The 23,234-nt window shown below is 55.8% G+C and carries 23 protein-coding genes; 12 read left to right on the plus strand and 11 right to left on the minus strand.

All coding sequences use genetic code 11. From position 1 onward, the window contains the following. The first annotated feature begins 162 nt into the window (after window positions 1–162). Window positions 163–741: an ANTAR domain-containing response regulator gene (locus NQH49_RS20280; RefSeq protein ID WP_256698561.1), complete on the plus strand. Its 579-nt coding sequence runs from the start codon at window positions 163–165 to the stop codon at window positions 739–741. Here the strand turns inward: NQH49_RS20280 and NQH49_RS20285 are convergent. Beyond that, window positions 730–1,677 carry a helix-turn-helix domain-containing protein gene (locus NQH49_RS20285; RefSeq protein WP_256698562.1) on the minus strand — a complete coding sequence of 316 codons (948 nt, stop codon included), beginning with the start codon at window positions 1,675–1,677 and terminating at the stop codon, window positions 730–732. The genes NQH49_RS20280 and NQH49_RS20285 overlap by 12 nt on opposite strands. Window positions 1,678–1,794: 117 nt before the next feature. After that, entirely contained in the window at window positions 1,795–3,189 is a 1,395-nt protein-coding gene (locus NQH49_RS20290; protein ID WP_256698563.1) for an amidase, read from the minus strand. Window positions 3,190–3,465: 276 nt separating this feature from the next. On the opposite strand from NQH49_RS20290, the gene NQH49_RS20295 reads away from it, so the two are divergent. From NQH49_RS20295 to NQH49_RS20325, 7 genes are all read left to right on the plus strand, one after another. After that, the gene (locus NQH49_RS20295) at window positions 3,466–4,890 is read left to right on the plus strand and encodes a hypothetical protein (RefSeq protein ID WP_256698564.1); all 1,425 of its coding nucleotides are present in this window, start codon (window positions 3,466–3,468) and stop codon (window positions 4,888–4,890) included. Between the two features lie 365 nt (window positions 4,891–5,255). Beyond that, window positions 5,256–6,461, plus strand: a complete 1,206-nt coding sequence (locus NQH49_RS20300; protein WP_256698565.1) for an SfnB family sulfur acquisition oxidoreductase — start codon at window positions 5,256–5,258, stop codon at window positions 6,459–6,461. Window positions 6,462–6,470: 9 nt separating this feature from the next. Further along, on the plus strand, window positions 6,471–7,673 hold the full coding sequence (locus tag NQH49_RS20305; protein WP_256698566.1) for an SfnB family sulfur acquisition oxidoreductase: 1,203 nt from the start codon (window positions 6,471–6,473) through the stop codon (window positions 7,671–7,673). Then, entirely contained in the window at window positions 7,670–9,031 is a 1,362-nt protein-coding gene (locus tag NQH49_RS20310) for an LLM class flavin-dependent oxidoreductase (protein ID WP_256698567.1), read from the plus strand. Before NQH49_RS20305 ends, NQH49_RS20310 begins: the two co-directional genes overlap by 4 nt. A 20-nt stretch (window positions 9,032–9,051) precedes the next feature. After that, window positions 9,052–9,858, plus strand: a complete 807-nt coding sequence (locus tag NQH49_RS20315; RefSeq protein WP_179452337.1) for a MetQ/NlpA family ABC transporter substrate-binding protein — start codon at window positions 9,052–9,054, stop codon at window positions 9,856–9,858. Window positions 9,859–9,860: 2 nt separating this feature from the next. Continuing rightward, complete coding sequence (locus NQH49_RS20320; RefSeq protein ID WP_256698568.1) at window positions 9,861–10,961, plus strand: methionine ABC transporter ATP-binding protein; 1,101 nt, start codon at window positions 9,861–9,863, stop codon at window positions 10,959–10,961. Beyond that, complete coding sequence (locus NQH49_RS20325; protein ID WP_256698569.1) at window positions 10,945–11,595, plus strand: methionine ABC transporter permease; 651 nt, start codon at window positions 10,945–10,947, stop codon at window positions 11,593–11,595. Before NQH49_RS20320 ends, NQH49_RS20325 begins: the two co-directional genes overlap by 17 nt. A gap of 54 nt (window positions 11,596–11,649) precedes the next feature. Here NQH49_RS20325 and NQH49_RS20330 read toward each other — a convergent pair whose 3' ends face one another. Continuing rightward, a complete protein-coding gene (locus NQH49_RS20330; RefSeq protein WP_256698570.1) occupies window positions 11,650–12,552 on the minus strand; it encodes a LysR family transcriptional regulator in 903 nt (300 codons plus the stop codon). A 100-nt stretch (window positions 12,553–12,652) separates the two neighbouring features. Here NQH49_RS20330 and NQH49_RS20335 point away from each other — a divergent pair, with 100 nt between their 5' ends. The 3 genes from NQH49_RS20335 (at window position 12,653) to NQH49_RS20345 (ending at window position 15,646) form a co-directional block, all read left to right on the plus strand. Beyond that, a complete protein-coding gene (locus NQH49_RS20335; protein WP_256698571.1) occupies window positions 12,653–13,720 on the plus strand; it encodes an SDR family oxidoreductase in 1,068 nt (355 codons plus the stop codon). Window positions 13,721–14,191: 471 nt separating this feature from the next. Further along, entirely contained in the window at window positions 14,192–14,506 is a 315-nt protein-coding gene (locus NQH49_RS20340) for a DUF3302 domain-containing protein (RefSeq protein ID WP_222183561.1), read from the plus strand. A 3-nt stretch (window positions 14,507–14,509) separates the two neighbouring features. Further along, entirely contained in the window at window positions 14,510–15,646 is a 1,137-nt protein-coding gene (locus NQH49_RS20345) for an HlyD family secretion protein (protein WP_256698572.1), read from the plus strand. A 155-nt stretch (window positions 15,647–15,801) separates the two neighbouring features. Here NQH49_RS20345 and yahO read toward each other — a convergent pair whose 3' ends face one another. From yahO to NQH49_RS20385, 8 genes are all read right to left on the minus strand, one after another. Then, on the minus strand, window positions 15,802–16,071 hold the full coding sequence (gene yahO / locus NQH49_RS20350) for a DUF1471 family periplasmic protein YahO (protein WP_256698573.1): 270 nt from the start codon (window positions 16,069–16,071) through the stop codon (window positions 15,802–15,804). 99 nt (window positions 16,072–16,170) lie between these two features. After that, on the minus strand, window positions 16,171–16,803 hold the full coding sequence (locus tag NQH49_RS20355) for an NrsF family protein (RefSeq protein ID WP_256698574.1): 633 nt from the start codon (window positions 16,801–16,803) through the stop codon (window positions 16,171–16,173). After that, the gene (locus NQH49_RS20360) at window positions 16,790–17,347 is read right to left on the minus strand and encodes a sigma-70 family RNA polymerase sigma factor (protein ID WP_256698575.1); all 558 of its coding nucleotides are present in this window, start codon (window positions 17,345–17,347) and stop codon (window positions 16,790–16,792) included. The genes NQH49_RS20355 and NQH49_RS20360 overlap by 14 nt, the downstream gene beginning before the upstream one ends. Window positions 17,348–17,364: 17 nt before the next feature. After that, window positions 17,365–18,594, minus strand: coding sequence for a protein-disulfide reductase DsbD family protein (locus NQH49_RS20365; protein WP_256698576.1), 1,230 nt, complete (start codon window positions 18,592–18,594; stop codon window positions 17,365–17,367). Window positions 18,595–18,609: 15 nt separating this feature from the next. Further along, window positions 18,610–19,176, minus strand: coding sequence for a peroxiredoxin (locus NQH49_RS20370; RefSeq protein ID WP_256698577.1), 567 nt, complete (start codon window positions 19,174–19,176; stop codon window positions 18,610–18,612). Window positions 19,177–19,269: 93 nt separating this feature from the next. Beyond that, window positions 19,270–20,556 carry a type II toxin-antitoxin system HipA family toxin gene (locus NQH49_RS20375; RefSeq protein ID WP_256699126.1) on the minus strand — a complete coding sequence of 429 codons (1,287 nt, stop codon included), beginning with the start codon at window positions 20,554–20,556 and terminating at the stop codon, window positions 19,270–19,272. A 20-nt stretch (window positions 20,557–20,576) separates the two neighbouring features. Beyond that, window positions 20,577–20,819: a type II toxin-antitoxin system antitoxin HipB gene (hipB, locus tag NQH49_RS20380; protein ID WP_256698578.1), complete on the minus strand. Its 243-nt coding sequence runs from the start codon at window positions 20,817–20,819 to the stop codon at window positions 20,577–20,579. 149 nt (window positions 20,820–20,968) lie between these two features. After that, window positions 20,969–21,634, minus strand: coding sequence for a TetR/AcrR family transcriptional regulator (locus tag NQH49_RS20385; protein WP_256698579.1), 666 nt, complete (start codon window positions 21,632–21,634; stop codon window positions 20,969–20,971). Between the two features lie 79 nt (window positions 21,635–21,713). Between NQH49_RS20385 and NQH49_RS20390 the strand changes: the two genes are divergently transcribed. Beyond that, window positions 21,714–23,234: an MDR family MFS transporter gene (locus NQH49_RS20390; RefSeq protein WP_256698580.1), complete on the plus strand. Its 1,521-nt coding sequence runs from the start codon at window positions 21,714–21,716 to the stop codon at window positions 23,232–23,234.

Genomic DNA, 23,234 nt, shown 5'->3' on the forward strand with positions numbered 1-23,234 from the left:
GCAGCGTCTCCCTCTCCCTGTGGGAGAGGGCCGGGGTGAGGGCATCAGCGCGCAGAGGACGTTGTCCGCCCTGACACAGCACCCGGCAGCATCAGCAAAGCACGGATTCAGCCGCTCGCTTACCGTGAGGCTTCCTCATTCGGGATGCGCATAGGGTGAACCATGACTGAACAAACATTACTGGCAACGCTTTCTGGTGTCCGGCTGCATATTTTCCATCCTGATTCACAGAGCGTGCGCGCGTTTTGCGCTTCGCTGACGCAGTTAGGTTGTCACGCGCAGCACAGCTGGCCGCCTGCTGCATCAATCCCTGTGGATACACAGCTGCTGCTGGTGGCGATTGATGTGCATCAGCAGCAGCCTTTATCCACTCTGTTCAACAGCGCGCGCGAAAAGGATATTCCCATTATCGCGCTGGCGGATAGCCATAACGCGCGGCTGTTTCCGCTACTGCTGCAATTCCAGCCGAACGCCATCGCCGAGCGTGAGCTCAATCCGTTTGCCATGATTGTGCAGATGATCGGCACGCTACAAACCGTGCGTCATCACCAGCGGTTGCGTGCGGTGCAGCAGGCGCGTAAAGCGCGTGGGGAAAGGTTGTCGCAGGCCAAAGGCGTGCTAATGCAAACCTTCGGGCTGGATGAATCGGGGGCGTATCGCTTGATGCGCAGCGAAGCGATGAACACGCGCAGCAGCATGGAATACACCGCCGAGCGCGTGATCACCACGCTACAAAAGTAACGGCGCGTCCGGCTGCCGTAACAGGCTGCTGGGCGTATAACCAAAGGCTTTGCGAAACGCCAGGCTGAAGTGCGACATATCGCTGAAACCGTGATCCAGCGCCACCTGAGTGATATTGCGCGCTTTGCCTTCGGCCAGAACGCGATGGCACGCCTGCAAACGCTCCTGCCAGAGGAAGTTCATCGGCGTGGTGCCGTGGGCGGCAAACACCCGGCTGATGGTGCGCGGCGAGACGTGATGCGCATTGGCGATCTGCGCCACCGACAGCTCCGGCTCCTGCAGATTGTGACGCAGAAAACTCACCACGCGCGAATACAGATCCGGTTTCAGCGCCTCTTCGCTGTGCTGCAAATTGACGCTCACCGAAATCATATTCAGCAGCGTGTTGGCAAACTGCTCCGCCAGAAACGGATTCTCGCGGTCGGGATTAAACACAAAGGCTTCCTGTAAAAGCAGCTTAAGCGATGCCATGCCGGGGCGCATAAGATCCAGCGTTTTGCCCGCCAGTTTGGCGGTGGCAGGCGCTTCCTTCTCCATGATGTGGCGCGGCAGATGCACGATATTGATCGCCACCTTCTCCATGGCAAAATCAAACGGCGTCGCGGCATCGTAGATCACCACGTCGCCCGCGCTGACGCGTGATTGATGGCCATTCTGCCGCAGCGTGCCGCTGCCAGCGCAAACATAACCCAGATAGAAATCGTGATTAGGATGGCGGCGGATGCACTCCGGCGTGCGTTGCCACATCAGCGCGGTATGCGATACGTGATTGGCAATATCCATGTGACCGAGCATCGAATAGGCAAAGCTGCCGGAAAAGGTGCCTGAGTGCATCTGGCGCGCTTCGGCTTTGATCAGACGCGAGCACACCGCATCACGCCAGGCATCGAAGCGATGACGGTTATCGAGATCGTCGGTGGTGAAAAGCTCTTTCATATCAGCATCCCCTAAACATGGCGAAAAGGGCGGAAGTCAGGGAGTTAAAGCAAGTTTCAGGCCATGAGCGGGTGAAATGACCGCCCCGTTGCGGTCGGGGCGGTAAAGGCGGCGGAATTACAACGCAGGATGCTGTTTGTGCCAGTCGGTGACCTGCTGGAAGGCCCACGCGCCCTGAATCATGGTGGTTTCGGCGAAATGTGCCGCCACCAGCTGGAAGCCAATCGGTGCACCGCTGGTGGTTTTGCCGCACGGCAAGGTGATGGTGGGATGTCCGCTGGCATCGAATGCACTGGTATAGCGCAGTACGCCGTTAAACAGTGCCTGATCGGTACCAAAACGGGTCATGGTGTCCCAGGTCAATCCGGCATACGCGGTGGCCGGTGCCAGAATCAGATCAACCTGGGTGAACAGTGCGGAGATATCGCCGCGCAGCGCCGCACGGCTGAGCAGCAAGCGCTGATACGCCAGCGCGGTGACGCTGTGGCCAAGATCCAACAGGCCAGCCAAGCCGGGACCGTATTGATCTTTCTGCGCTGGATAGGTCTCTTCATGCGCCAGCGCAGTTTCCACGGCGCAGAGTGCGCTCCACTCGGCGGCGGCTTTTTCGGTATCAGGCAAGGTGATATCCACCATGGTCGCGCCGAGCGAGCTCAAGGTGGCGATCGCCGATTGCAGCGCGGCGCAGGTTTCCTCGTCAACTTTCTCCAGCGCCCAGCTTTTATCTACGCCGATGCGCATCTTGCTAATGCCGCGCGTCATCAGCGCCAGATAATCCGGCACCGGCTCGCTGCTGGAGGTGGGATCTTTGTCATCGCGACCGGCAATCGCCTGCAACATGGCGGCGGCATCGGCGGCGTTACGCGCCATCGGACCAATATGATCCAGTGATGCCGCCAGTTCACAGGCACCGTGACGCGTGACGCGGCTCCACGTCGGTTTAATACCGGTCAGACCGTTGGCGTTGGAGGGAAAACGAATTGAACCGCCGGTATCGGTGCCAATCGAGCCGAAGCATAAACCTGCGGCGGTGGCGACGCCGGATCCGCTGGAGGAGACGCCGGTCCACAGCGCATTGCCCCACGGATTATTCGGGCGGGTGATATCGGGATGGTGATCGGCGAAGGCGCTTTCGGTTTGCGTCAGTTTGCCGAGAATCACCGCACCCGCCGCGCGGAAGCGCTCCACCACGGTGGAGTCTTCGGTTGGGTAACGATCTTTGTGGATGATCATGCCGTGGCTGGTGGGCGCGTCTTTGGTCCAGATCAGATCTTTCAGCGCAATCGGTACGCCGTGTAGTGGACCGCGCATTTTTCCCTGCGCAATTTCGGCATCGGCTTCAGCCGCCTGTTGCAGCGCACTGTCGCGCATCACGTAGAAGTAGCTGTGTAAGTCGCGATCGAGCGTATCGATGCGCGTCAGCAGGGTTTGTGTGACCTCCACCGAAGAGATTTCGCCCGACTGAATCAAGCGGCCAATTTCCAGCAAGCTTTTGTAATGCAGGTTATTCATCGTGACCTTACCTCGTGAGTGAGAGATGTGTTGATGAATAACGTAAGTCACCGCGTGAAGTGCGGCTGTGTTTAGGCGGACAGATGGTATGTCAGAACTGCCAATGAATTTCCCTTACCCCAGCCCTCTCCCGCAGGCGGGAGAGGGAGCAGACGGTGCACAATCGGTTCCCTCTCCCGTTTATGGGAGAGGGTTAGGGTGAGGGCAAAAACCATTAAAGCTGCTGAACATTTCGCCGATAACTCTCAGGAATAGTACACAACGAGGATTATTTTCATGCTAAATGGGATTGGCAGCAGCGTACTGAGAAATTTAATCGCATCGAATGCGGTGGTGACGCCAGCGGTAAACAACAAATCCGCACAAAACGCCCTGACGGCGGAAGCGTCCACCAAAGTCACCTTCAGTGAGGCGAGCGATGCCATCGCCGCTATCTATAAAATCGAACCCGCGCAGGTTAAGAGTTCCGTCGATGTCACCAGCAGCCTGCAAGCGCAGCTCAACGGTGCCGCACATGCCAGCGGCGTCGGCATGAACGGTCTCGGCAGCACCTTACTGAGTAATCTGGCCAGCCATCGCGGCGACGTGACCTTGAGCGTGCCAGCCACCGAAGCGGTGAGCGGCGCAAAGAGCAGCAGCCAAAGCGCGCTGGCACTGACCATCACCACCCAATCGGGCGTGCAGGTGAGTTTGCAGATGACGCGCCAACAGGGCGGCATGGTGGTGGAGTTGAAAACCAGCGGCGGCCAGCTGAGCAACGATGAAGCGGCGGCAATGGGGCAACTGTCAGCAGGCTTGCAAAAAGCGCTGGATGGCCTGGATGGCAGCACCACCAAGCTCGATATCAGCGATCTGATGAAATTCGACAGTTCCGTGTTGAAAAGCGTCGATTTGAAGACCGATCTGCGGAATGGCAATAACGTCACGCAGTCGCTGAACTTGCATGCCGACGATCAGGAGCGCTGGCTTGGTTTCCATAACGGCGATGTCAGCATCAAACTTGATACTGATATGTCGAAACTGACGCAGGTGGGCAGCGCGGGGCAGCAGGCGGCGGCACTGGATCAGTGGAGCAGCAAATTCGATCAGGCGGCTTCGCGCGGCCATGGCGATAGTGACATGCTGGCGCTGTTTAAGGACAGTTTCCGCGCGCTGAACACCACCGAAGGTAAAGCGGCGGAAAGCATCAACACGCAGCGTGTGAAGTCGATTGATGCCAATGCAGCGAAGAACGGTGCGATCAGCGGACTGGCAGATTTCTCGGCTACGTATCAGCAGACGCCGGTTTCCGGTAATCCGTATAAGCCGGAAGAGCAAGACACCTTCTCACTTAACGTGGCGCAAAAAACCGCTGCCCAGACGCATGGCGATACCCAGGATTTGACCCAGCAAACGCTGTTTAAACTCAAGGCCAGCTTCCACACCGCGCTGGATTCTGCCTCGGCGGTGAAATTGACCGAACAGAAGTCGTCACAAAATTATAAGTACCATTTGATTGATGACGAAGAGCGAAGCCAGACATCGGTGACGCAGAATAAGAAAGGCGATTTGACCGCGAATTATTCCCAGCAGCTGACGCAAAATGAGACGGTGCAAACCTATCAGCTGGCGAAGTTGATTGATAGCGTACAGATCCCGCACAGCGTGAAAAACGAATTCACCCGCAGTTTCGCCGCCGCGCAGTTTGATGCGCAAATATAAAATCGTAGGGTCGCCATTAATGGCGACCTTATAAAATCCCGCACAATTCCACAAGGTCGCCATAAATGGCGACCCTACGTTATATGCATTATTTAAATTTTGATTGCGTTATTTGATCTTAAGAATTACACGCCGCTTTTTTATATTCGTCAATTGCCCGCAGCACCGCCGCTAGCCTATTGTTGAGCTTAATTAAATCCATAGCTTAATAATGGCAACGCATTGCCGGATATAGCATAACCGCGCTATTTACTTGTTTTAACCCCGCTGATTATCATCGCTTTCAATCCGTTATTCATTCCACGGCCTGCTGACTTTTTCAGTGCAGGCTTACCCTTCGCTGTGCAGTAAAAGTGAAATCAGCTATGACGCAAAACAGTGACGAGATTATTAACCGCGCGGCGGTATTAAATAGCGATGAACAAGCCATCGCCGCCGCACGCCATTTGGCCGAGCAGGCGAAAGGCGGCGCAGTCGAGCGCGATCAGCAACGCATCTATCCTATCGCGCTGCTCAACCAGTTCACCGCGCTGGGCCTTGGCAGCATCAGTGTGCCATGCGAATTTGGCGGCGCAGGTTTGTCGTACCAAACCCTGGCCGAGGTGTTTCGTCTGATCTCCGCCAGCGATCCCTCGCTGGGGCAAATCCCGCAAAACCACTTTGGTCTGATTCAGTTCATCCTCGGCGAAGGTTCGGCGGCGCAGCAGCAGCAACTGTTGAGCGCGGTGGTGCAGGGCAAACGACTGGGCAACGGCGGGCCGGAGAAAAACACCAAACACACGCGCGATGTGCAGGCGCAGCTGGTGACAACGTCACAGGGCTTAACGCTTACCGGCGAGAAGTTCTACTCCACTGGCGCGTTGTTCGCCGACATTTTGGTCACCACCGCGATGCACGATCAGCAGCCGAAGATGGCCTTTATTCCGCTGCCAGCATCGGGCGTGGAGATTGTTGATGACTGGTCCGGTATTGGCCAGCGCACCACCGCCAGCGGCACGGTGAAACTGCAGCAGGTTGCGGTGGATCCGGCGTTATTAATCTCGCTGCCCGCAGCCGAAAAACCGACGCTGCGCGGTGCGGTTTCCCAACTGATTCAGGCGGCGATTGATGCAGGCATTGCGCAAGGCGCGCTGGATGAGGCGCTGGAGTTTGTGCGCAGCAGCTCGCGACCTTGGGTCGATGCCAATGTCAGCCGCAATGCCGACGATCCTTACATCCTCGCCGATGTTGGCCGCATCAGCACCGAACTGAGCGCCGCCAACGCACTCCTGACGCGGGCCGCCCGCGTGCTCGACAGCATCGATCAGCAGGCGCTGACCGCCGAAAACTGCGCGCGCGCCTCGATTGCGGTAGCGGAAGCCAAAGTACTCACCACCGAAGTGGCGCTGCGTGCCAGCGAGAAACTGCTGGAATGGGGCGGTAGTCGCGGCACTTTGCTGCGCCACGGACTCGATCGTCACTGGCGCAATGCGCGCACTCACACTTTGCACGATCCGGTGCGCTGGAAAACCCACGCCATCGGCAACTATTACCTCAATGATGCGCTGCCTGCGCGTCATGCGTGGATTTAAGGAGCAACCATGACGCAGGTATCGCCTAAACAGCGCGCATCGCGCATCACCCACGCCCAACAGGCCTTGCAGGTGGCGCAGGAACTGGCGGAACGTTTTCGTGCCGGTTCCGCCCAGCGCGACCGCGAACGTGAACTGCCGCACGCTGAATTGCAGCAGCTGTTTCAATCCGGGCTCGGTGCCATCACCGTGCCGCGTGACTTTGGCGGCATTGAGATTTCTACCGCCGAACTGGCCGGGATTTTCGTGATATTGAGCGCCGCCGACGGATCGATTGGTCAGGTGCCGCAGAACCATTTTTACGCGCTGGAAGTGCTGCGCATCAACGGTAGCCAGGCGCAGAAACAGCGGCTCTACGCCGAAGTGCTGGCAGGGGTGCATCACGGTAATGCGCTGGCGGAATTCAGTTCTCCTGCCGCGCATCAGCGTTCCACGGCGGTTTCGCAACAGGCCGAAGGATTGCGCCTCAACGGCAACAAGTTTTACTGCACCGGCGCGCTGTATGCCGACCGTATTCCGACGCTGGCGATTGCCGATGACGGCAAAGAGCAGCTGGTGTTTGTGCCGCGCCATCAGTCCGGCGTCAACGTGATTGATGACTGGAGCGGCTTTGGTCAGCGCACCACCGGCAGCGGCAGCGTGCAGTTCCGCGATGTGGCGATTGCGCCGGAAGATGTGGTGCCATTCCAGACCGCGTTCGAGCGTCCGAGCACCGTTGGGCCCTTTGCGCAGATTATGCATGCGGCTATCGATCAGGGCATTGCGCGGGCGGCGTTTGAAGACATGCTCGATTTCCTGCGTCTGCGCGCGCGTCCGTGGCCGGACAGCGGCGTGGATCGTGCCAGCGACGATCCGCTGACGCTCGATCGTACCGGTCTTCTGGCCGCACGTCTAAGTGCGGGCGATGCGCTGCTGGCGATTGCCGGTGATGCGGTTGACGTCGCGCAGCGCGATCCCAGTGCCGAAAACGTGGCGCTGGCGTCGGTGGAAGTGGCGAAGGCGCGCGCCTGGACCACAGAAGTGTCGCTGGAAGCCAGCAATCTGCTGTTTGAACTCGGCGGATCGCGTTCCAGCCTGCGCGAACACAACTTCGACCGCCACTGGCGCAATGCGCGTACCCATACCTTGCACGATCCGGTGCGCTGGAAATATCCGGCAATCGGCAACTACCTGCTGAATGGCGTGTTGCCGCCGCGTCGGGGGACGATATGAGTCAAAAACAGATTCTGCTTAACGCCTTCAATATGAACTGCGTTGGGCACATTCATCACGGCATGTGGACCCATCCGCAGGATCGTTCTGTTGATTTCAACTCGCTGGATTACTGGCTGGATCTGGCGCGCTTGCTGGAGCGCGGACTGTTTGATGGGCTGTTTATCGCCGACATTCTCGGCGTGTATGACGTCTATCAGCAAGGTATTGGCCTGACCGCTAAAGAGTCGATTCAGCTGCCGGTCAACGACCCGCTGATGCTGATTTCCGGCATGGCCAGCGTCACGCAGCATCTGGGCTTTGGTGTGACCGCCAACCTGAGTTATGAAGCGCCGTATCCGTTCGCGCGCCGCCTCTCCACGCTCGATCACCTGACCAAAGGGCGCATCGGCTGGAACATCGTCACCGGTTATCTCGATAGCGCCGCGCGTGCCATGGGGCAGCAACAGCTGCTGGCGCACGACCGCCGCTACGATCAGGCCGATGAGTTTCTCGATGTCACCTACAAGTTATGGGAAGGCAGTTGGCAGGATGATGCGCTGGTGCAGGATAAAGCCCATCGGCGCTACGCCGATGCCAGCAAAATCCATCAAATCAATCATCAGGGCGAGTTTTATCAGGTGCAGGGTTATCACCTGAGCAGCCCGTCACCGCAGCGCACGCCGCTGCTATTTCAGGCCGGTTCCTCGGCGCGCGGCGTGCAGTTCGCCGGACGTCACGCCGAGTGCAGCTTTGTCAATGCCGCGTCACCCGCCGCGATGCGCGAGCAATCGACGCGCCTGCGCCAGGCGGCGGTGGAGGCCGGACGCCATCCTGACGATCTGCGTATCTTTATGGGCGTCAGCGTGATTGTCGCGCCAACCGAACGCGAAGCGCAGGAGAAGCATAAAAGCTACCTCGAATACGCCAGCCCGGAAGCGGGTATCGCGCACTTCTCCAGCTCGATTGGCCTGGATCTGGCGGCGTTCGAACTTGATGAGCCGATTCAGACCGGCGACACGCGCGCCATTGAATCAGTGAGCAAAGCTTTCAGCGGCTGGACGCGCCGCCGTTTGCTGGAGCAGCACGCGATGGGCAGCCGCTATCCGCTGATCGTCGGCAATCCGAGCCAGGTCGCGGATGCATTGATTACGTGGATCGATGAAGGCGATATCGACGGCTTTAACCTGACGCGCATCCTCAATCCGCAGAGCTACCGCGATTTTATCGATCTGGTGGTGCCGGAATTACAGCAGCGCGGCCGCTTCAAGACCGCGTATCAGCCCGGTTCGCTTCGCCACAAAATTTTTCAACAGCAGGACCGCTTGCCCGATCGCCATCCGGCGGCGCGCTGGCGCGACGGCGTTAACCTTCGTTAATTTAACCTCAGGGATCTGATATGAACATTGCACGTCATTTTGCACTGGCTGCCAGCGTCGCACTGCTGGCGTTTAGCGCCGTCGCCGCCGAAAACTACAGCGGCCCGCTGAAAGTCGGTACCACCGCCGCCTTTGCACCGCCGCTGGAAACCGCAGTTGCCGAGGCGAAGAAACAAGGCTTGAACGTCGAGCTGGTGGAGTTCACCGACTGGACCGCGCCGAACGTCAGCGTTGAAAACGGCGATATCGACGTGAACCTATTCCAGCACAAACCGTTCCTGGAGAACGCCAATCAGCAGGGCGGATTCCATCTGGTGCCGTTCGCGCCAGCGATCATCAATAACATCGGGCTCTATTCGAAGAAACATACCGCGATTGACCAAATTCCCGATGGCGGCACGGTGGCGATTGCCAACGATCCGATCAACGGTGCGCGCGGCCTGCTGCTGCTGCAAAAAGCCAAGCTGATTACCTTAAAACCGGGTGCGGGCCTCAAGTCTACCGTGGATGACATTGTCAGCAATCCGAAGCATCTGAAGATTATTGAAGTGGAAGCGGTGCAGCTGTCGCGTTCGCTGGATGAAGTCGATTTAGCGCAGGGTTATCCGCACTATCTGCGTCTGTCGAAAACCATCGATCCCAATAACGCGCTGCTGTTCGATGGACTGGAGCATCCGGAATACGTGATTCAGTTCGTGATCCGCGACGGTCATCAGAACGATCCGCGCCTGGCGAAGTTCGTTGATATCTACCAGCATTCGCCGGTGGTGCGCGCCAAACTTGATGACTTCTACGGCAAGCTGTATCAGCCGGGCTGGAGCCAGTAAATATGGTGAGCCTGACGCTACCTGGCGAGCGCGATGCGTTGCTGTCACCGACGGCTGAGACGGCAGGGAAAATCCACGTGCAGATTCGTGGCCTGAGTAAGCGCTATCCCGGCCAAACTCAGGACGCGCTGAAGGAGGTCGATTTGCAGGTTAAGCGCGGCGAGATTTTTGGCATCATTGGGCGCAGCGGTGCCGGTAAATCGACGCTGATTCGCTGCCTCAATCGGCTGGAAAATCCCACTCGCGGTCAGGTGGTGATTGACGGTATCGATCTCAGCACGCTGAGCGATCGTCAGTTGGTGGATTGGCGACGCGGTACCGGCATGATTTTTCAGCACTTCAATTTGCTGTCGGCAAAAACGGTGCGGGAAAACATCGAGCTGCCGATGAAAGTGGCTGGCGTGCCTGCGGCGGAGCGGCGGCGCAAAGTGGATGAACTGCTGGCGTTGGTGGGCCTTGAGCAGCGCCAGCACGCGTGGCCTGCGCAGCTATCCGGCGGGCAGAAGCAGCGCGTCGGCATTGCGCGCGCGCTGGTGCACGATCCTGAGCTGCTGCTGTGTGATGAAGCCACCTCGGCGCTCGATCCGGAAACCACGCGTTCGATTCTGGCGCTGCTGAAAAAGATTAATCAACAGCGGCACATCACTATCGTGCTGATCACCCATGAAATGGATGTGGTGCACGACCTCTGTCATCAGGTGGCGGTGATTGATCAGGGCGAAATCATTGAGCGCGGACCGGTGTGGCAGGTGTATAGCGATCCACAGCAAGAGACCACGCGCCAGCTGCTCAATCCGCAGTTCAGCGCGTTGCCGGACGCCATTCAACCGCTGCTGACGCCGATGCGTCAGCATGGCGATTCACGCTTGCTGGTGCGCTTGCGCTACACCGGACAAGGCGCGCAGCCGGATTTGGCGGCCCTGAGTGCGCGGGTGGGCGGGGAGCTGACGCTTATTTATAGCGCGGTGGAGTGGGTGGATAGCAAACCGACCGGGCAAATGTTGTTGCTGCTCGATGCACAGCATGACGCGGACGCCGCGCGGACGCGGTTAACCCTGATTGCGGACCAACTGGAGATTCCGGGCTATGTCACTGGCTATTGATCGTTTATGGATTGGGCTGCTGGATACGCTGCTGATGGTCGGCGTGTCGTCGCTGTTGGCGCTGGCGCTGGGTTTGCCGATGGCGGTGATTCTGGTGGTAACCGGACGCGGCGATCTGTTCCCGAGCCCGCTGCTGAATCGCGTGCTGGGTTGGGTGGTGAACCTGTTCCGCTCGATCCCGTTTTTGATTCTGATGGTGGCGCTGATTCCGTTCACCCGCTGGATCGTCGGCACCACCTATGGCGTGTGGGCGGCAGTGGTACCGCTGACATTGGCGGCAACGCCGTTCTTTGCGCGCATCGCCGAGGTAAGCCTGCGCGAAGTGGATAAAGGGCTGACCGAAGCGGCGCAGGCGATGGGGTTTCATCGCTGGCATATTATCTGGCATGTATTGCTGCCCGAAGCGCGGCCCGGCATTGTTAGCGGGTTTACCATTACGCTGGTGACGATGATTAATGCTTCGGCAATGGCGGGCGCGATTGGCGCGGGTGGGTTGGGGGATTTGGCCTATCGCTACGGTTATCAGCGTTTTGATATGCAGGTGATGCTGACGGTGATTGTGGTGCTGGTGGCGTTGGTGACGATGCTGCAGTTTTTTGGCGACAGGTTGTCGCGCAGGTTGAATCATCGTTAGGTGCGGTGTTTGGCCAGGTCGCCATAAATGGCGACCCTACGGCGCGTTTGGATTTTACCGGATCTGTAATCCTTCCAACGCTGCCAGCAGCGCATCCACTTTGGGAAGCAGCTGTTTGCGGCGCGGCCAAATCAGCGTTAAGGCTAAACCGTCCGGCTGTTGCTCGGGCAGAATAATCTCCAGCTCGCCGCGCGCCAGCGGTTCACGTACCAGCCACGATGGCATCTGCGCCACGCCCAATCCGGCACACAGCGCCTGCATCTGCGCATCCACATCACCCAACGCCATGCGGTGTGGCAGGTTGCGCCAGTGCGGATAGCCATCTTCCGTAGTGAACAGCCACGGCTTGGTGCTGCCATCGACGCGTTCATACATGATCGCCTGATGCTGCAACAATTCGGCTTCGCTGTTGGGTCGCCCCACGCGCGCCAGATAATCCGGTGCCGCGCAAAACACCATGCGTTCGCGGCCCATCTGACGACAGCCCAGCGAGGCGGGCAGATCCGGCGAGCCACCAATGCGCACCGCAACATCAATCCCTTCATCAAACAGATCAATAAAGCGATCCGAGAACGTCAGATTGAGCTCCACATCCGGATGCTGACGGCAAAACGGAATCAGCAGCGGCATCACGCCAAGGCGACCATAGGTGTTTGGCACCGCCAAGCGTAATCGCCCGGAAGGAATGGTGCGCTGCGCCGCCAGCACCGCTTCGGCTTCTGCCAGCTCCTCCATAATGCGTAAACAGGTTTGGTAATAGGCGTTACCGGCATCGGTGAGTTTCAGGCTGCGGGTGGTGCGCTCCAGCAGCCGTGAACCGAGACGGGTTTCCAGCCGCGTGACGCTTTTGCTCACTGCCGAACCGGTGAGATGCAAGCGCTCAGCAGCGGCGGCAAAGCTGCCGCTCTCGACGCTGGCAACAAAGGGAACGATATCTTTCAGGCGCTGATCGTGCATATATTCGTGAACTCAGGTTGTGAATGCCGTGAATTAATGCCAGGGATGGGAATTAAATTCTCTATTAAACTCATCATTACTGAAACTGAGGAGAATTGAAATGCAAAAGCAGGCATTGATTGTTGGCATCAGCGGCGTAATTGGACGTGCGCTGGCAGAAAAATTACAGCGCGAAGGTTGGCAGGTGAGCGGTTTATCACGCGGGCGTGGCGCGGTGCCGGAAGGTTGCCGCAGCCTGACCGCCGATCTGACAGATGCCGACGCAGTGCGTGCTGCGCTGGCTGAAGAGCAGCCGGATGCATTGTTCTTTAGTGTCTGGTCGCGCCAGGAAAATGAGAAAGAGAATATCCGCGTGAATGGTGCGATGGTGCGTAATGTGGTTGAAGCGCTGGGCGAGCGTCTGAATGGCTCGCATGTGGCGCTGGTGACCGGCCTGAAACATTATCTCGGCCCATTCGAAGCCTATGGCAAAGGCGCAGTGCCGGTTACGCCATTCCGCGAAGAGCAGGGACGTCAGCCGGTCGATAACTTCTATTACGCGCAGGAAGACGAAGTGTTTGCCGGTGCCGAGAAATATGGCTATCGCTGGAGCGTGCATCGTCCGCATTCGATCGTTGGATTTGCACTGGGTAACGCGATGAATATGGGCCAGACGCTGGCGGTGTATGCCACGCTGTGCCGCGAGCAAGGCTTGCCGTTTATTTTCCCAGGTTCGCCCGAGCAGTGGAATGGTGTGTCCGATGTCACCGATGCCGGTTTACTGGCGGAACAGTTGCTGTGGGCCGCGACTGCGGCAGAAGCGGCCAATCAGGATTTCAACGCGGTAAACGGCGATGTGTTCCGCTGGAACTGGCTGTGGCCTCGACTGGCGGCCTATTTTGGCGTGGAAGCGGCAGCGTATCCGGCGCAGATGATGCCGCTGGAAGGGCGCATGCAGGATGCCGCTGAAGCATGGCGCGAAGTGGCGGCGCGTTATCAGTTGCGTGAGGCTGATATCACTAAACTGGCATCATGGTGGCACACCGACGCAGATTTGGGCCGTCCGATGGAAGCGTTCACCGACATGAGCAAGAGCCGCAAAGCGGGCTTCACCGGTTATCGTTCAACGCTGGATTCATTTACCCAGCTGTTTGATCGCTTGAAAGCGGAGAAGGTGATTCCGCAGTAACGTTCTGCTGATTGAAAAGGGCGGCTTGCCGGGGCTGATGCACGCCAGTAAAGCGTAAAATGGTCGCCATGAATGGCGACCCTACAAAGGTTTGGCGCGTTTTTCGTAGGGTGCGCAATCATGCGCACCTATATACATAAAATCAGGCATTGAGCGCAAAACCTGCATTAAACGCGTTGAGGTGAAAAATATAATCACCTAAGTCACATCCTGCCTATGATTAGTTTTATATTCCTGTAAGTAATTAATGATTTTTTATTCATTAACATGCTCATTCAACTAATTTTATTCCTATCGTTACGATCCTCACTTTTGCAGTTTAAGTTGTACAATATAAATCACCTTGTACATATTAAATTCATAGCCTGCTATTTATTATGGTCGCTGAATAAATTATTTTTCCAATTAAATGTTCAGGAAAAATAATGCAGTCTATATTGATCCTACGCATTTCTTAAATTCGAGGCTGGTATGTTTCTTAACTACTTTGCGCTTGGGGTTTTAGTGTTTGTTTTTCTTGTCATCTTTTACGGGATAATTGTGCTGCACGATATCCCTTATCTCATTGCAAAATCCCGTAATCATCCGCACGCAGATGCAATACACGTCGCCGGCTGGGTAAGCCTGTTTACACTTCACGTCTTATGGCCGTTCTTATGGATTTGGGCCACGCTTTACCGGCCAGATCGGGGTTGGGGAATGGAAGGTAGGAACGCGTCACTGGAACAACGCATAACGGCGCTGGAACAAAAAGTGACGGTAAACCAGAATTCTCCAAAGGAGTGACATATGGACTTACTGATTATATTGACCTATGTCGCCCTGGCTTGGGCCGTTTTCAAAATATTCAGAATACCGGTAAATAAATGGACAGTCCCAACAGCAGCATTGGGCGGTATCGTGCTGGTCAGCGGCTTGATATTGTTAATGAATTATAATCATCCCTATACTTCGCTGGCACAAAAAGCCGTTATCGCCATCCCTGTGACACCGCAAGTGACCGGTATTGTCACCGAAGTCACTGACAAACAAAATATGCGGATTAAAAAGGGGGATATGCTTTTCCGCCTTGATCAAACCTTGTTTAAAGCGCGCGTCGACAGGTTGAATGCTGACCTCGTCACTGCCATCCATAATATTCAGGTATTACGTGGACAATTAGAGGAATCCCTGGCGAATACCTCAAATGTGAGTGCGGAAAGAGACCGGTTATATAAAAATTACCAACGTTATCTTTCCGGCAGTAAAGCCCGCGTAAATCCGTTTTCTGAACAGGATATTGATGACGCAAGGCAAAACTATCTCGCGCAGGATGCTTTGGTAAAAGGCTCGGTTGCTGAACAACGGCAGATAAAAAGCCAGTTGGATAGCATGGTCGGCGGCGAGCAATCGCAGATTGTTAGCCTGAGAGCCCAGTTAGCTGAGGCGCAATATAACCTTGATCAAACAATTATTCGTGCGCCGAGTGATGGATACGTAACGCAGGTATTAATTCGTCCCGGTTCTTTCGCCTCATCATTGCCACTGCGGCCAGTGATGATTTTTATACCCGAACAGAAGCGTCAGGTTATTGCGCAATTCCGACAAAATTCATTGTTGCGTTTAGCGCCCGGTGATGAAGCGGAAGTGGTATTTAATGCGCTACCGGGGCAAGTATTCAGCGCAAAACTGCTGAGAATTATTCCGGTGGTGTCGGGCGGTACATATCAGGCTCAGGGAACCTTGCAATCTTTGACGATTGATGCCGGTTCGGATGGCGTGCTGGCAGTGGTTGAATTGGATCCTGATGTGGCAGTCGATGCATTGCCGGATGGTATTTTTGCGCAGGTTGCTGTTTATTCCGATCACTTTTCGCATGTTTCAGTAATGCGTAAGGTTTTGTTACGCATGACCAGTTGGGTTCATTATCTCTATCTTGACCATTAATAAAAAAGATATTATTTAATGCTTGTTAGTCAAGCTTGCATTGGTCGCCATGAATGGCGACCCTACGTGATTTGGCGGAGGGCGTAGGTAAGATTATTTCATTTGAAAAGGACTGCCTCAGTATAAGTCATATTCATGCTGAGGCAGTTTTGAAATTACTTTTTCTTGTAGACGATTGCAGTACCATAAATTTTGTTATTGGTATTCGCGGACGTCACGATATAGATGTCGCCGCCTTTTTCATCTGCCAGTTTGGACAGCTCTTCTTTTGCACTGGCGGCATCCGTTTCGCCTGATGTGGAAATATTGCCGACCTCGACATACTGATCTTTTACTTTTTCAAACTCGACCTTGGTCATCAGTTGCGCGGCAAATGAGCTGAATGATAAAGCGCTTACAACTAAGCCTAAAATTAACTTTTTCATACTGTTCCTTGGGTTAGAGAAAAAGATGAGTTGCTATTATTGTATAGTTTAGAAGCGAAACATTTACAACCTGAAGCAAGTCATTACGTTTTTATAAGCTTATGAATCGAAAGTCACCCAACGTTTCCCCACCAGCACGGTTAACGCCACTATCGTTACTATTGCTGCCAGATGCATGACAAAATCCAGCGGATGCAGATGCACCGGATGGCAAAACGCCAGCAACGTCACTGCCATGCAGGAAACGCCCAAGCCCGCCATCGCCAAACTGCGCACTGGATGCAGTGCGCGAGTGCGGCGCAGGCTGGCGATCATCAGCGCCATCATCGGTGTGCTCACCACCAACAGAAAGGTAAAGCAGCGCGCGCTGTCGTTGTCATGTTCGATCGGCACCTCACCGGGAATCTGGCTGATGCTCATACCGAGCCACAACAAGCCAATCGGCAGCAGCGCTTTCCAGCTGATACTGCGGCGTCCGGCGATGCTCATGTTGAAGGCGCTACGAATCGCCAGCGTGCCGAGGATAAACGCCAGCACCAGTTGTAAGATTGCCTGCAACGCGCCGGGCTGCGCCCAGTCGGTGAAACTGCGCTGCACCAAAAAGCTGGCGGCGATGCCACAAGGTAACGCCAGCAGCAGCCAGGTGAAGACACGCCTGCCAGTGGATCGCAGCGGTTTAACGGGCTGCATCTCGCGCCCGAGTTTTTCAATTAACAGGTCATGATCGGTCATGATTGGCTCCAAAACGGCGCAGATTCGTCAGCGCGCGGTGCAACAGCGATTTCACCGCTGCAACACTCAGATTGTTATGCGCGGCGGCTTCCGTCAGGCTCATTTCGCGCAGATGCACATGTTCGACAATGTCGCGCTGACGCGAGGGCAGCTGGCGCAGGTAGCCAGCCAGCTCTTCCTGCGTCTCCTGCTGCGGAGCGTCGGGCGGGCTAGCCACTTCCGGCATCGCGTCGTCATTAATTTCCCACTGCTGATGACGGCCACGTCGCCGCAGCGCATCAATCGCGCGCGCCGAAATAATCGCCATCAGCCAGGGTAAAAAAGGGTAGGCAGGATCATAGGTGTGACGCACCCGATGCACCGTGAGTAGCACATCCTGAATCACATCTTCTACCAGTGCGTTATCGGTAATTTGTTTGCGTGTTTGCGCACGAATCACTGGCACCAGCGCTTTCAGCAGTCGGGTGTAGGCGAGCTGATCGCCCGCCTGCGCCTGTTCCATTAGCGCGGGCCAACTTTCGCGCGCGCTATCGCTTGTTTGCATAATCCGCCTTGTTGTTCTTACGCCTTCTTGCTCGCCTGGTTCAGCGCGTTCACCACAATATTCGGTGTCAGCACCTGCGGCAGCACTTTCGGCGGTCCGCCGTCGGCAGGGTAAACCAGATACATCGGTAATCCGCCCTGACCGAACTCGCTCATGGTGTCATCCACGTCCGGATTAAATTTAGTGGAATCTGCCACCATGTACAGCGTGCCGGTTTTGGCGATGGCCTCTTTCACCGCCTGGGTTGAAAGCGAGGTTTTCTCATTCACCTGACAGGTGATGCACCAGGACGCGGTGAAGTCGACAAAGATCGCTTTACCGTGGCCGCGCTGCGCTTCAACCGCTTGCGGCGTCCATTTGGCTTTGGTCACTTCCGCCGTCAGCTGATCGCCTGCCAGACCTGCGCCGGGTTTCATAAGTCCAGGAAGCGGGGCGATGACGGCGATGATCAGCACCGCCGTAACGGCATACAGCACCTTGTGACTTTTGCCGGCAAAGTGGCGATGTTGCGCCATGCCGTACAGCCAGCCGGCGAAGGCCACTATCACCGAGGCGGCCAGTAAGGTTGCCAGCGCCGCGCTTCCCGCTTGCTGCGCCAGCACCCAAACCAGCCAGGCGTAAGCACCAAACATCGGGAACGCTAGGCCGCGTTTTAACACGTCCATCCATGCGCCGGGACGTGGCAGGAATTTAGCCAGCGCCGGGAACAGTGATACCAGCGTGAACGGCGCGGCGAAGCCGATGGCCAGCGCAAAGAAGATCACTAAGGCGACGGCGGGCGGCTGCACCAATGCATAACCGATGGCGCTCGCCATAAAGGGTGCGGCGCACGGCGTGGCGACGATAATCGCCAGCGCACCGGTTAAGGCGGAACGCGTAAACGCACCGCGACCAACGTCAACCGATCCGACGCGTTGTACCGATAAGCCCACTTCAAACACACCGAGCAGATTGAGCGCGGCGGCGAGGATCACTAACGACAGCAAGGCGATCACCAGCGGTGATTGCAGCTGGAAACCCCAGCCAACCGCCGCGCCACCGGCGCGAGCCGCCAGCAGGATGCCCGCCAGCGCCATCATGGTCACCACAACGCCAAGTAAAAAGCCTATCCCTTCACGACGCGCACTGGCGGCGTTATCGGTATGGCGCAACAGGCCGAGCGCTTTCAGCGAGATCACCGGAAACACGCAGGGCATTAAGTTCAGAATGATGCCGCCGATGAAGGCGGCCAGCATGGCGGTTAACATCGCTGGCCTCTTTATTTAGTGAGTTTGCGGGTGAGAAGCGTCGTATTGCTTAACGGCGGCCATCGCTTTTTCAATGTGCGTGTCCGGGTTTCTGTCAGTGTAACTCAGCAGAATGTTGCCATCGGGCGCGATCACGTAAGAGGTACGATCGGACAGCGTTTTGCCTTTCATCTGCATGGTGGTTTGATACTGTGCCGCCACTTTCGCGCCTGGATCGGCGGCGACGGTGAATTTATCGCGGCACTCCAGTTTGGAGAAATCACTGACCTGATCGGTATTACCGGCAGTTACCCCCACCACCGTTGCGCCCATTTTGGCGAAGCTATCGGTGGCTTCAGCGAAATCGTGCGCTTCAATGGTGCAGCCTGCGCTGAACGCCGCCGGGAAGAAATAGAGCACCACCGGGCCTTTCTTTAAGGCGTTTTGCAGTGAAAAGGTCAACGGCTTACCAGCTAACGCGCCCTGCAGTTCGAAGTTCGGTGCTTTCGCGCCTACCGGCAGTGCGGCACCGGCGTTAAAGGCGGACAGACCCAATGCGGCGGTCATGGTCAGGGTACAAACGAGGGATTTGATGCGTTTCATTTTCTGCTCCTGCGATGAATGGGAGTTCCGATTTGGATGTCTCAGTAATTCAGTTCGCTGAAGCAGGGAGGAAAGTTTCGGTGAGGTGGAAAATTATTTTTGCAGGCGTGCCAACATGCGCAAGCTGTTTTCAAACAGGTGTTCAGCGATACGTTCAGGAAAACCCGGCGGCAATGTTTTGCTTACACGCTCAATCGCGGCTCCCATTTCAGCAATAAAGAAATCGATGATCGCGATCATACTATTCTGATCAAAATTAACCTGCTTTGCCGTGGCTAAAAAATGACGAGGGAAAATTTTATCAATTTGATTTTTTCTGCCTTTACTGGCTTTCAAGCTCATGGCCAGTTTCAGGTCGCGAATATTCAGGCCATTTCCGCCCATGGAGGTGAAGACAGAAATGATGTCGTAGAAAGGCGTGAGCCGATAACTTCCGCCGCGTTCGATAAAGACCGAGAAATTTTTGGCATGGCCGTCGGTTGCGCCAATCAACCACTGGAATACCTGAAATTTCATAAACGCATAGCGATCTTCTAACGCATTACTGGAGCCCATCAGGAACTGCATAATGTCGGCGATGCCAGATCCACCGTCAGATTCATATTTGAGTGCTGATGGTAAGCCGAATGCCTGACACATGTCTTCCTGAGGCAAACGTAGCAATTGTGTTTGCTGGTGATTCCAGCGCCGGTCAAAGCGTTGCACGGCCAAAGCCTTCATTTTGCCAGCGTGAATGATGCTGGCATCGGGCACAGCAAATCCCAACGCTCTTGCCAATGCCAAGCAAAGGTACTCATTCTCGACACTTTCACGCATATCCAAAGTGGCAAAGGGTTGTTTTATTTCACCGATGGGTAATTTAATGATGTGCGATGTTGGCGTTGCACCATGCGGAATGGCCCAGCCATCGTCCGTTGCCAGCAACGCGGTTTTCTCCTGAGCACCCGCAACGGAGATGCGGAAATCGTGTTCTTCACTGATCATGCCCAGCGGAATATCCGCCTGATAAGCCGACAGGACACGTTCCAGCTTATGTTCATCCAACCGTTCGAAGTTCAATCCTAAATCGGCGGGTGTGCTATCTGGTGGCAATAGCATGACGGCACCGACGCTATCTTTGCCGATTTCACGCAGCAGATCGAAAGGCTGGCGTGATTTCGCCTGATAGCGCGCAACAATGCGATCGCGTACTAATGGGCTGTCAGGCAGTAAATTATCAAAATAGTTGAGCACTGCGGCGGATGAGATCACCGGCAACTGTAATGGCAGTGAAATAGATAGCGGCCTGGCCAGACGATTGTTTAACCAGCTCGGATCATATTGGAAAGTATGCGCACCGTTAGTGTTGCGCGTGAGGATGCCTACGCGCTCGCAGTTCATCCAGGCGATTAATTCCTGCTTCACCAGTCATTCTCCTGACCTGTAATCGCAGAGGGGGCTTTTTCCTGCACGTCCATTTTTAGCTCAAGTGACTGCAAAATTTTGAACAAAGTTGCGAGAGTGGTGAGATCGGGATTGTTTTCAAAGTGAGATATGGTGGATTGCTTGAGGCCGACTTTTTTCGCCAATTCACTTTGCGTCCATTGGTTTTTTTGACGAATCAGTCTGACGTGATTTGCAAGTTGGCGCGGACTGTAAATCATCGCTTATTCTCATTTGGAGTCGATGTGAAAGCCAGGATTATCCTTTAATGCGGATATTTGTGACGTTATCCCTTAGGGGGGATAATGTCAAGTTTATCCTTTGTGGGGGATAAATGCTGCATGACTCAAGGTCGCCATGAATGGCGGCCCTACGGGGTGGGCTGAATGCCTTTGCAAAATAAACTCAACGTATGCTGCACAATGATTTCGCGGTGATAAGCGGGATCGTTGGCAAAGCGGGTGAAGGGCACCAGCACCAGGCTGAGAATCGAGGTCATCAGCAGTTGCGGCTCCAGATCGGGGTTGAGTAATCCTTGCTGTTGCCAGCCTTCAATCAGTTTTTTCACCTGATCGCGTTCGCCGTGACCAAAGCGTTTTTTAATGTGCTGCCCTAAACCGCCTTCACCTTGCATCACTTCCTGCATCCACAGCGGTGCGAACCAATTGTGCGTGGTAACAATATCCGCCACTTCACGGATGAAGGCACTGAAGGTGGTGACAGGGTCACGCGGATCCTCCATAAAGTGCGCCACCAGGCGCTGGCGTAAGGGCAAAAACCGCTCCTCAATCACGATATCCAGCAGCAATTCGCGCGACTGAAAATAGTAATTGAGCATCGCCGGACTGACGCCCGCTTTGCGCGCAATCGCGTTGAGCGAGGTTTCGCCGATGCCGTTTTCGGCATACAGCGCTAAGGTGATGTCGAGCAGTAGTTCGCGCTGCTGCACGTTGATGGCGCCACCGCGTGGTCGGCCAGGACGGCGAGGTTTGGCGGCGTTGGCTATTTCGTCAGCAGGGACTTTTCGTGCGGTCATCTTTACTCGCTCACTTGATTCGTGTCAGACTGCGATCAATATTAATTGGGTATTTAATTAATTTCAATTGGTGTCTGTTATGAAACCTCAAATACTCGCGCCGCAGTCGGGCAGCGGGCAGGAGAATCCTCCTTCCGTCCGCCTGCTGATGAGCGCTTTATTACTGGTGATGCTGCTGGCGGCGCTGGATCAGACCATCGTCTCTACCGCGTTGCCAACCATCGTCGGCGAACTGGGCGGGCTCGATCGCCTGTCGTGGATCGTCACCGCCTATATGCTGGCTTCCACCCTTGTCGTGCCGCTGTACGGCAAATTTGGCGATCTGTTTGGCCGTAAAACCGTGCTGCAAATCTCGGTGATTCTATTCCTGATCGGCTCGGCGCTGTGCGGTCTGGCGCAGAACATGGAGCAGCTGATTTTCACCCGCGCGCTGCAAGGCTTAGGCGGCGGCGGTTTGATGGTGGTGAGCATGGCGGCGGTCGCCGATGTGATTCCACCGCAAGATCGCGGTAAATATCAGGGCCTGTTCGGCGGCGTATTTGGTCTGGCGACTGTGATTGGTCCGCTGCTGGGCGGCTTTATCGTGCAGCATGCATCGTGGCGCTGGATTTTCTACATCAATCTGCCGCTCGGTTTGTTTGCGCTGGTGATCATCAATGCGGTGTTCAAGACCGATAACAAGCGTAAGCCGCATGAAATCGACTATCCGGGCGCGGTGTTTCTTAGCCTGGCGCTGGTGGGCATTACGCTGTTCACCAGCGAAGGCGGCACGTTACGTGAATGGTCCGATCCGCTGCTGTGGTGCATTCTGGCATTTGGTGTGATTGGCGTGATCGGCTTTATTTATGAGGAGCGTCGCGCCTGGGAACCAATTATTCCGCTGTCGCTGTTCCACAATCGCAGCTTCTCGCTCGCCAGTTTAATGGCGTTTATTGTCGGCATGTCGCTGTTTGGCAGCGTGACGTTTTTACCGCTTTATCTGCAGGTGGTCAAAGGCTCCACGCCCACTGAAGCCGGTTTGCAACTGCTGCCGCTAATGGGCGGATTGCTGATCACCTCCATCGTCAGCGGACGCATTATTAGCCGCACCGGTAAATATCGGCTGTTCCCGATTTTTGGCACCTTACTGGCGACCCTCGGTATGGCGCTGCTCACCACGCTGACCATCGATGCGCCGCTGTGGCATATCTACCTGTTTGCCTGCGTGCTAGGGATGGGAATGGGCATGGTGATGCAGGTGCTGGTGCTGGCGGTGCAGAACACTGTAACGCCCGATCGCATCGGTGTCGCGACGTCGTCGGTTACACTGTTCCGCTCGGTGGGTGGTTCGATTGGCGTGGCGCTGTTTGGCGCGGTGTTCAGTCAGGTGCTGAAATCGGGTTTAACCACGCTGGTGGAGCAGGGCAAAGAGCTGCCGCGCGCGCTCGATCCGCAAGCGGTGCATCGTTTGCCGCATGATGTACAACAAGCCTATTTGCAGGTGTTTGGCGATGCGGTGCACTCAGCCTTTCAAATGGCGACGGGCGTGATGCTGCTGGCCTTTGTGCTGTCGCTGTTCCTGCCAGAATCACCGCTGCGCAAGAAAGACGCAGCGGCTTAA

The sequence above is a fragment of the Pantoea trifolii genome, from assembly GCF_024506435.1.
Lineage (GTDB): Bacteria > Pseudomonadota > Gammaproteobacteria > Enterobacterales > Enterobacteriaceae > Pantoea > Pantoea trifolii.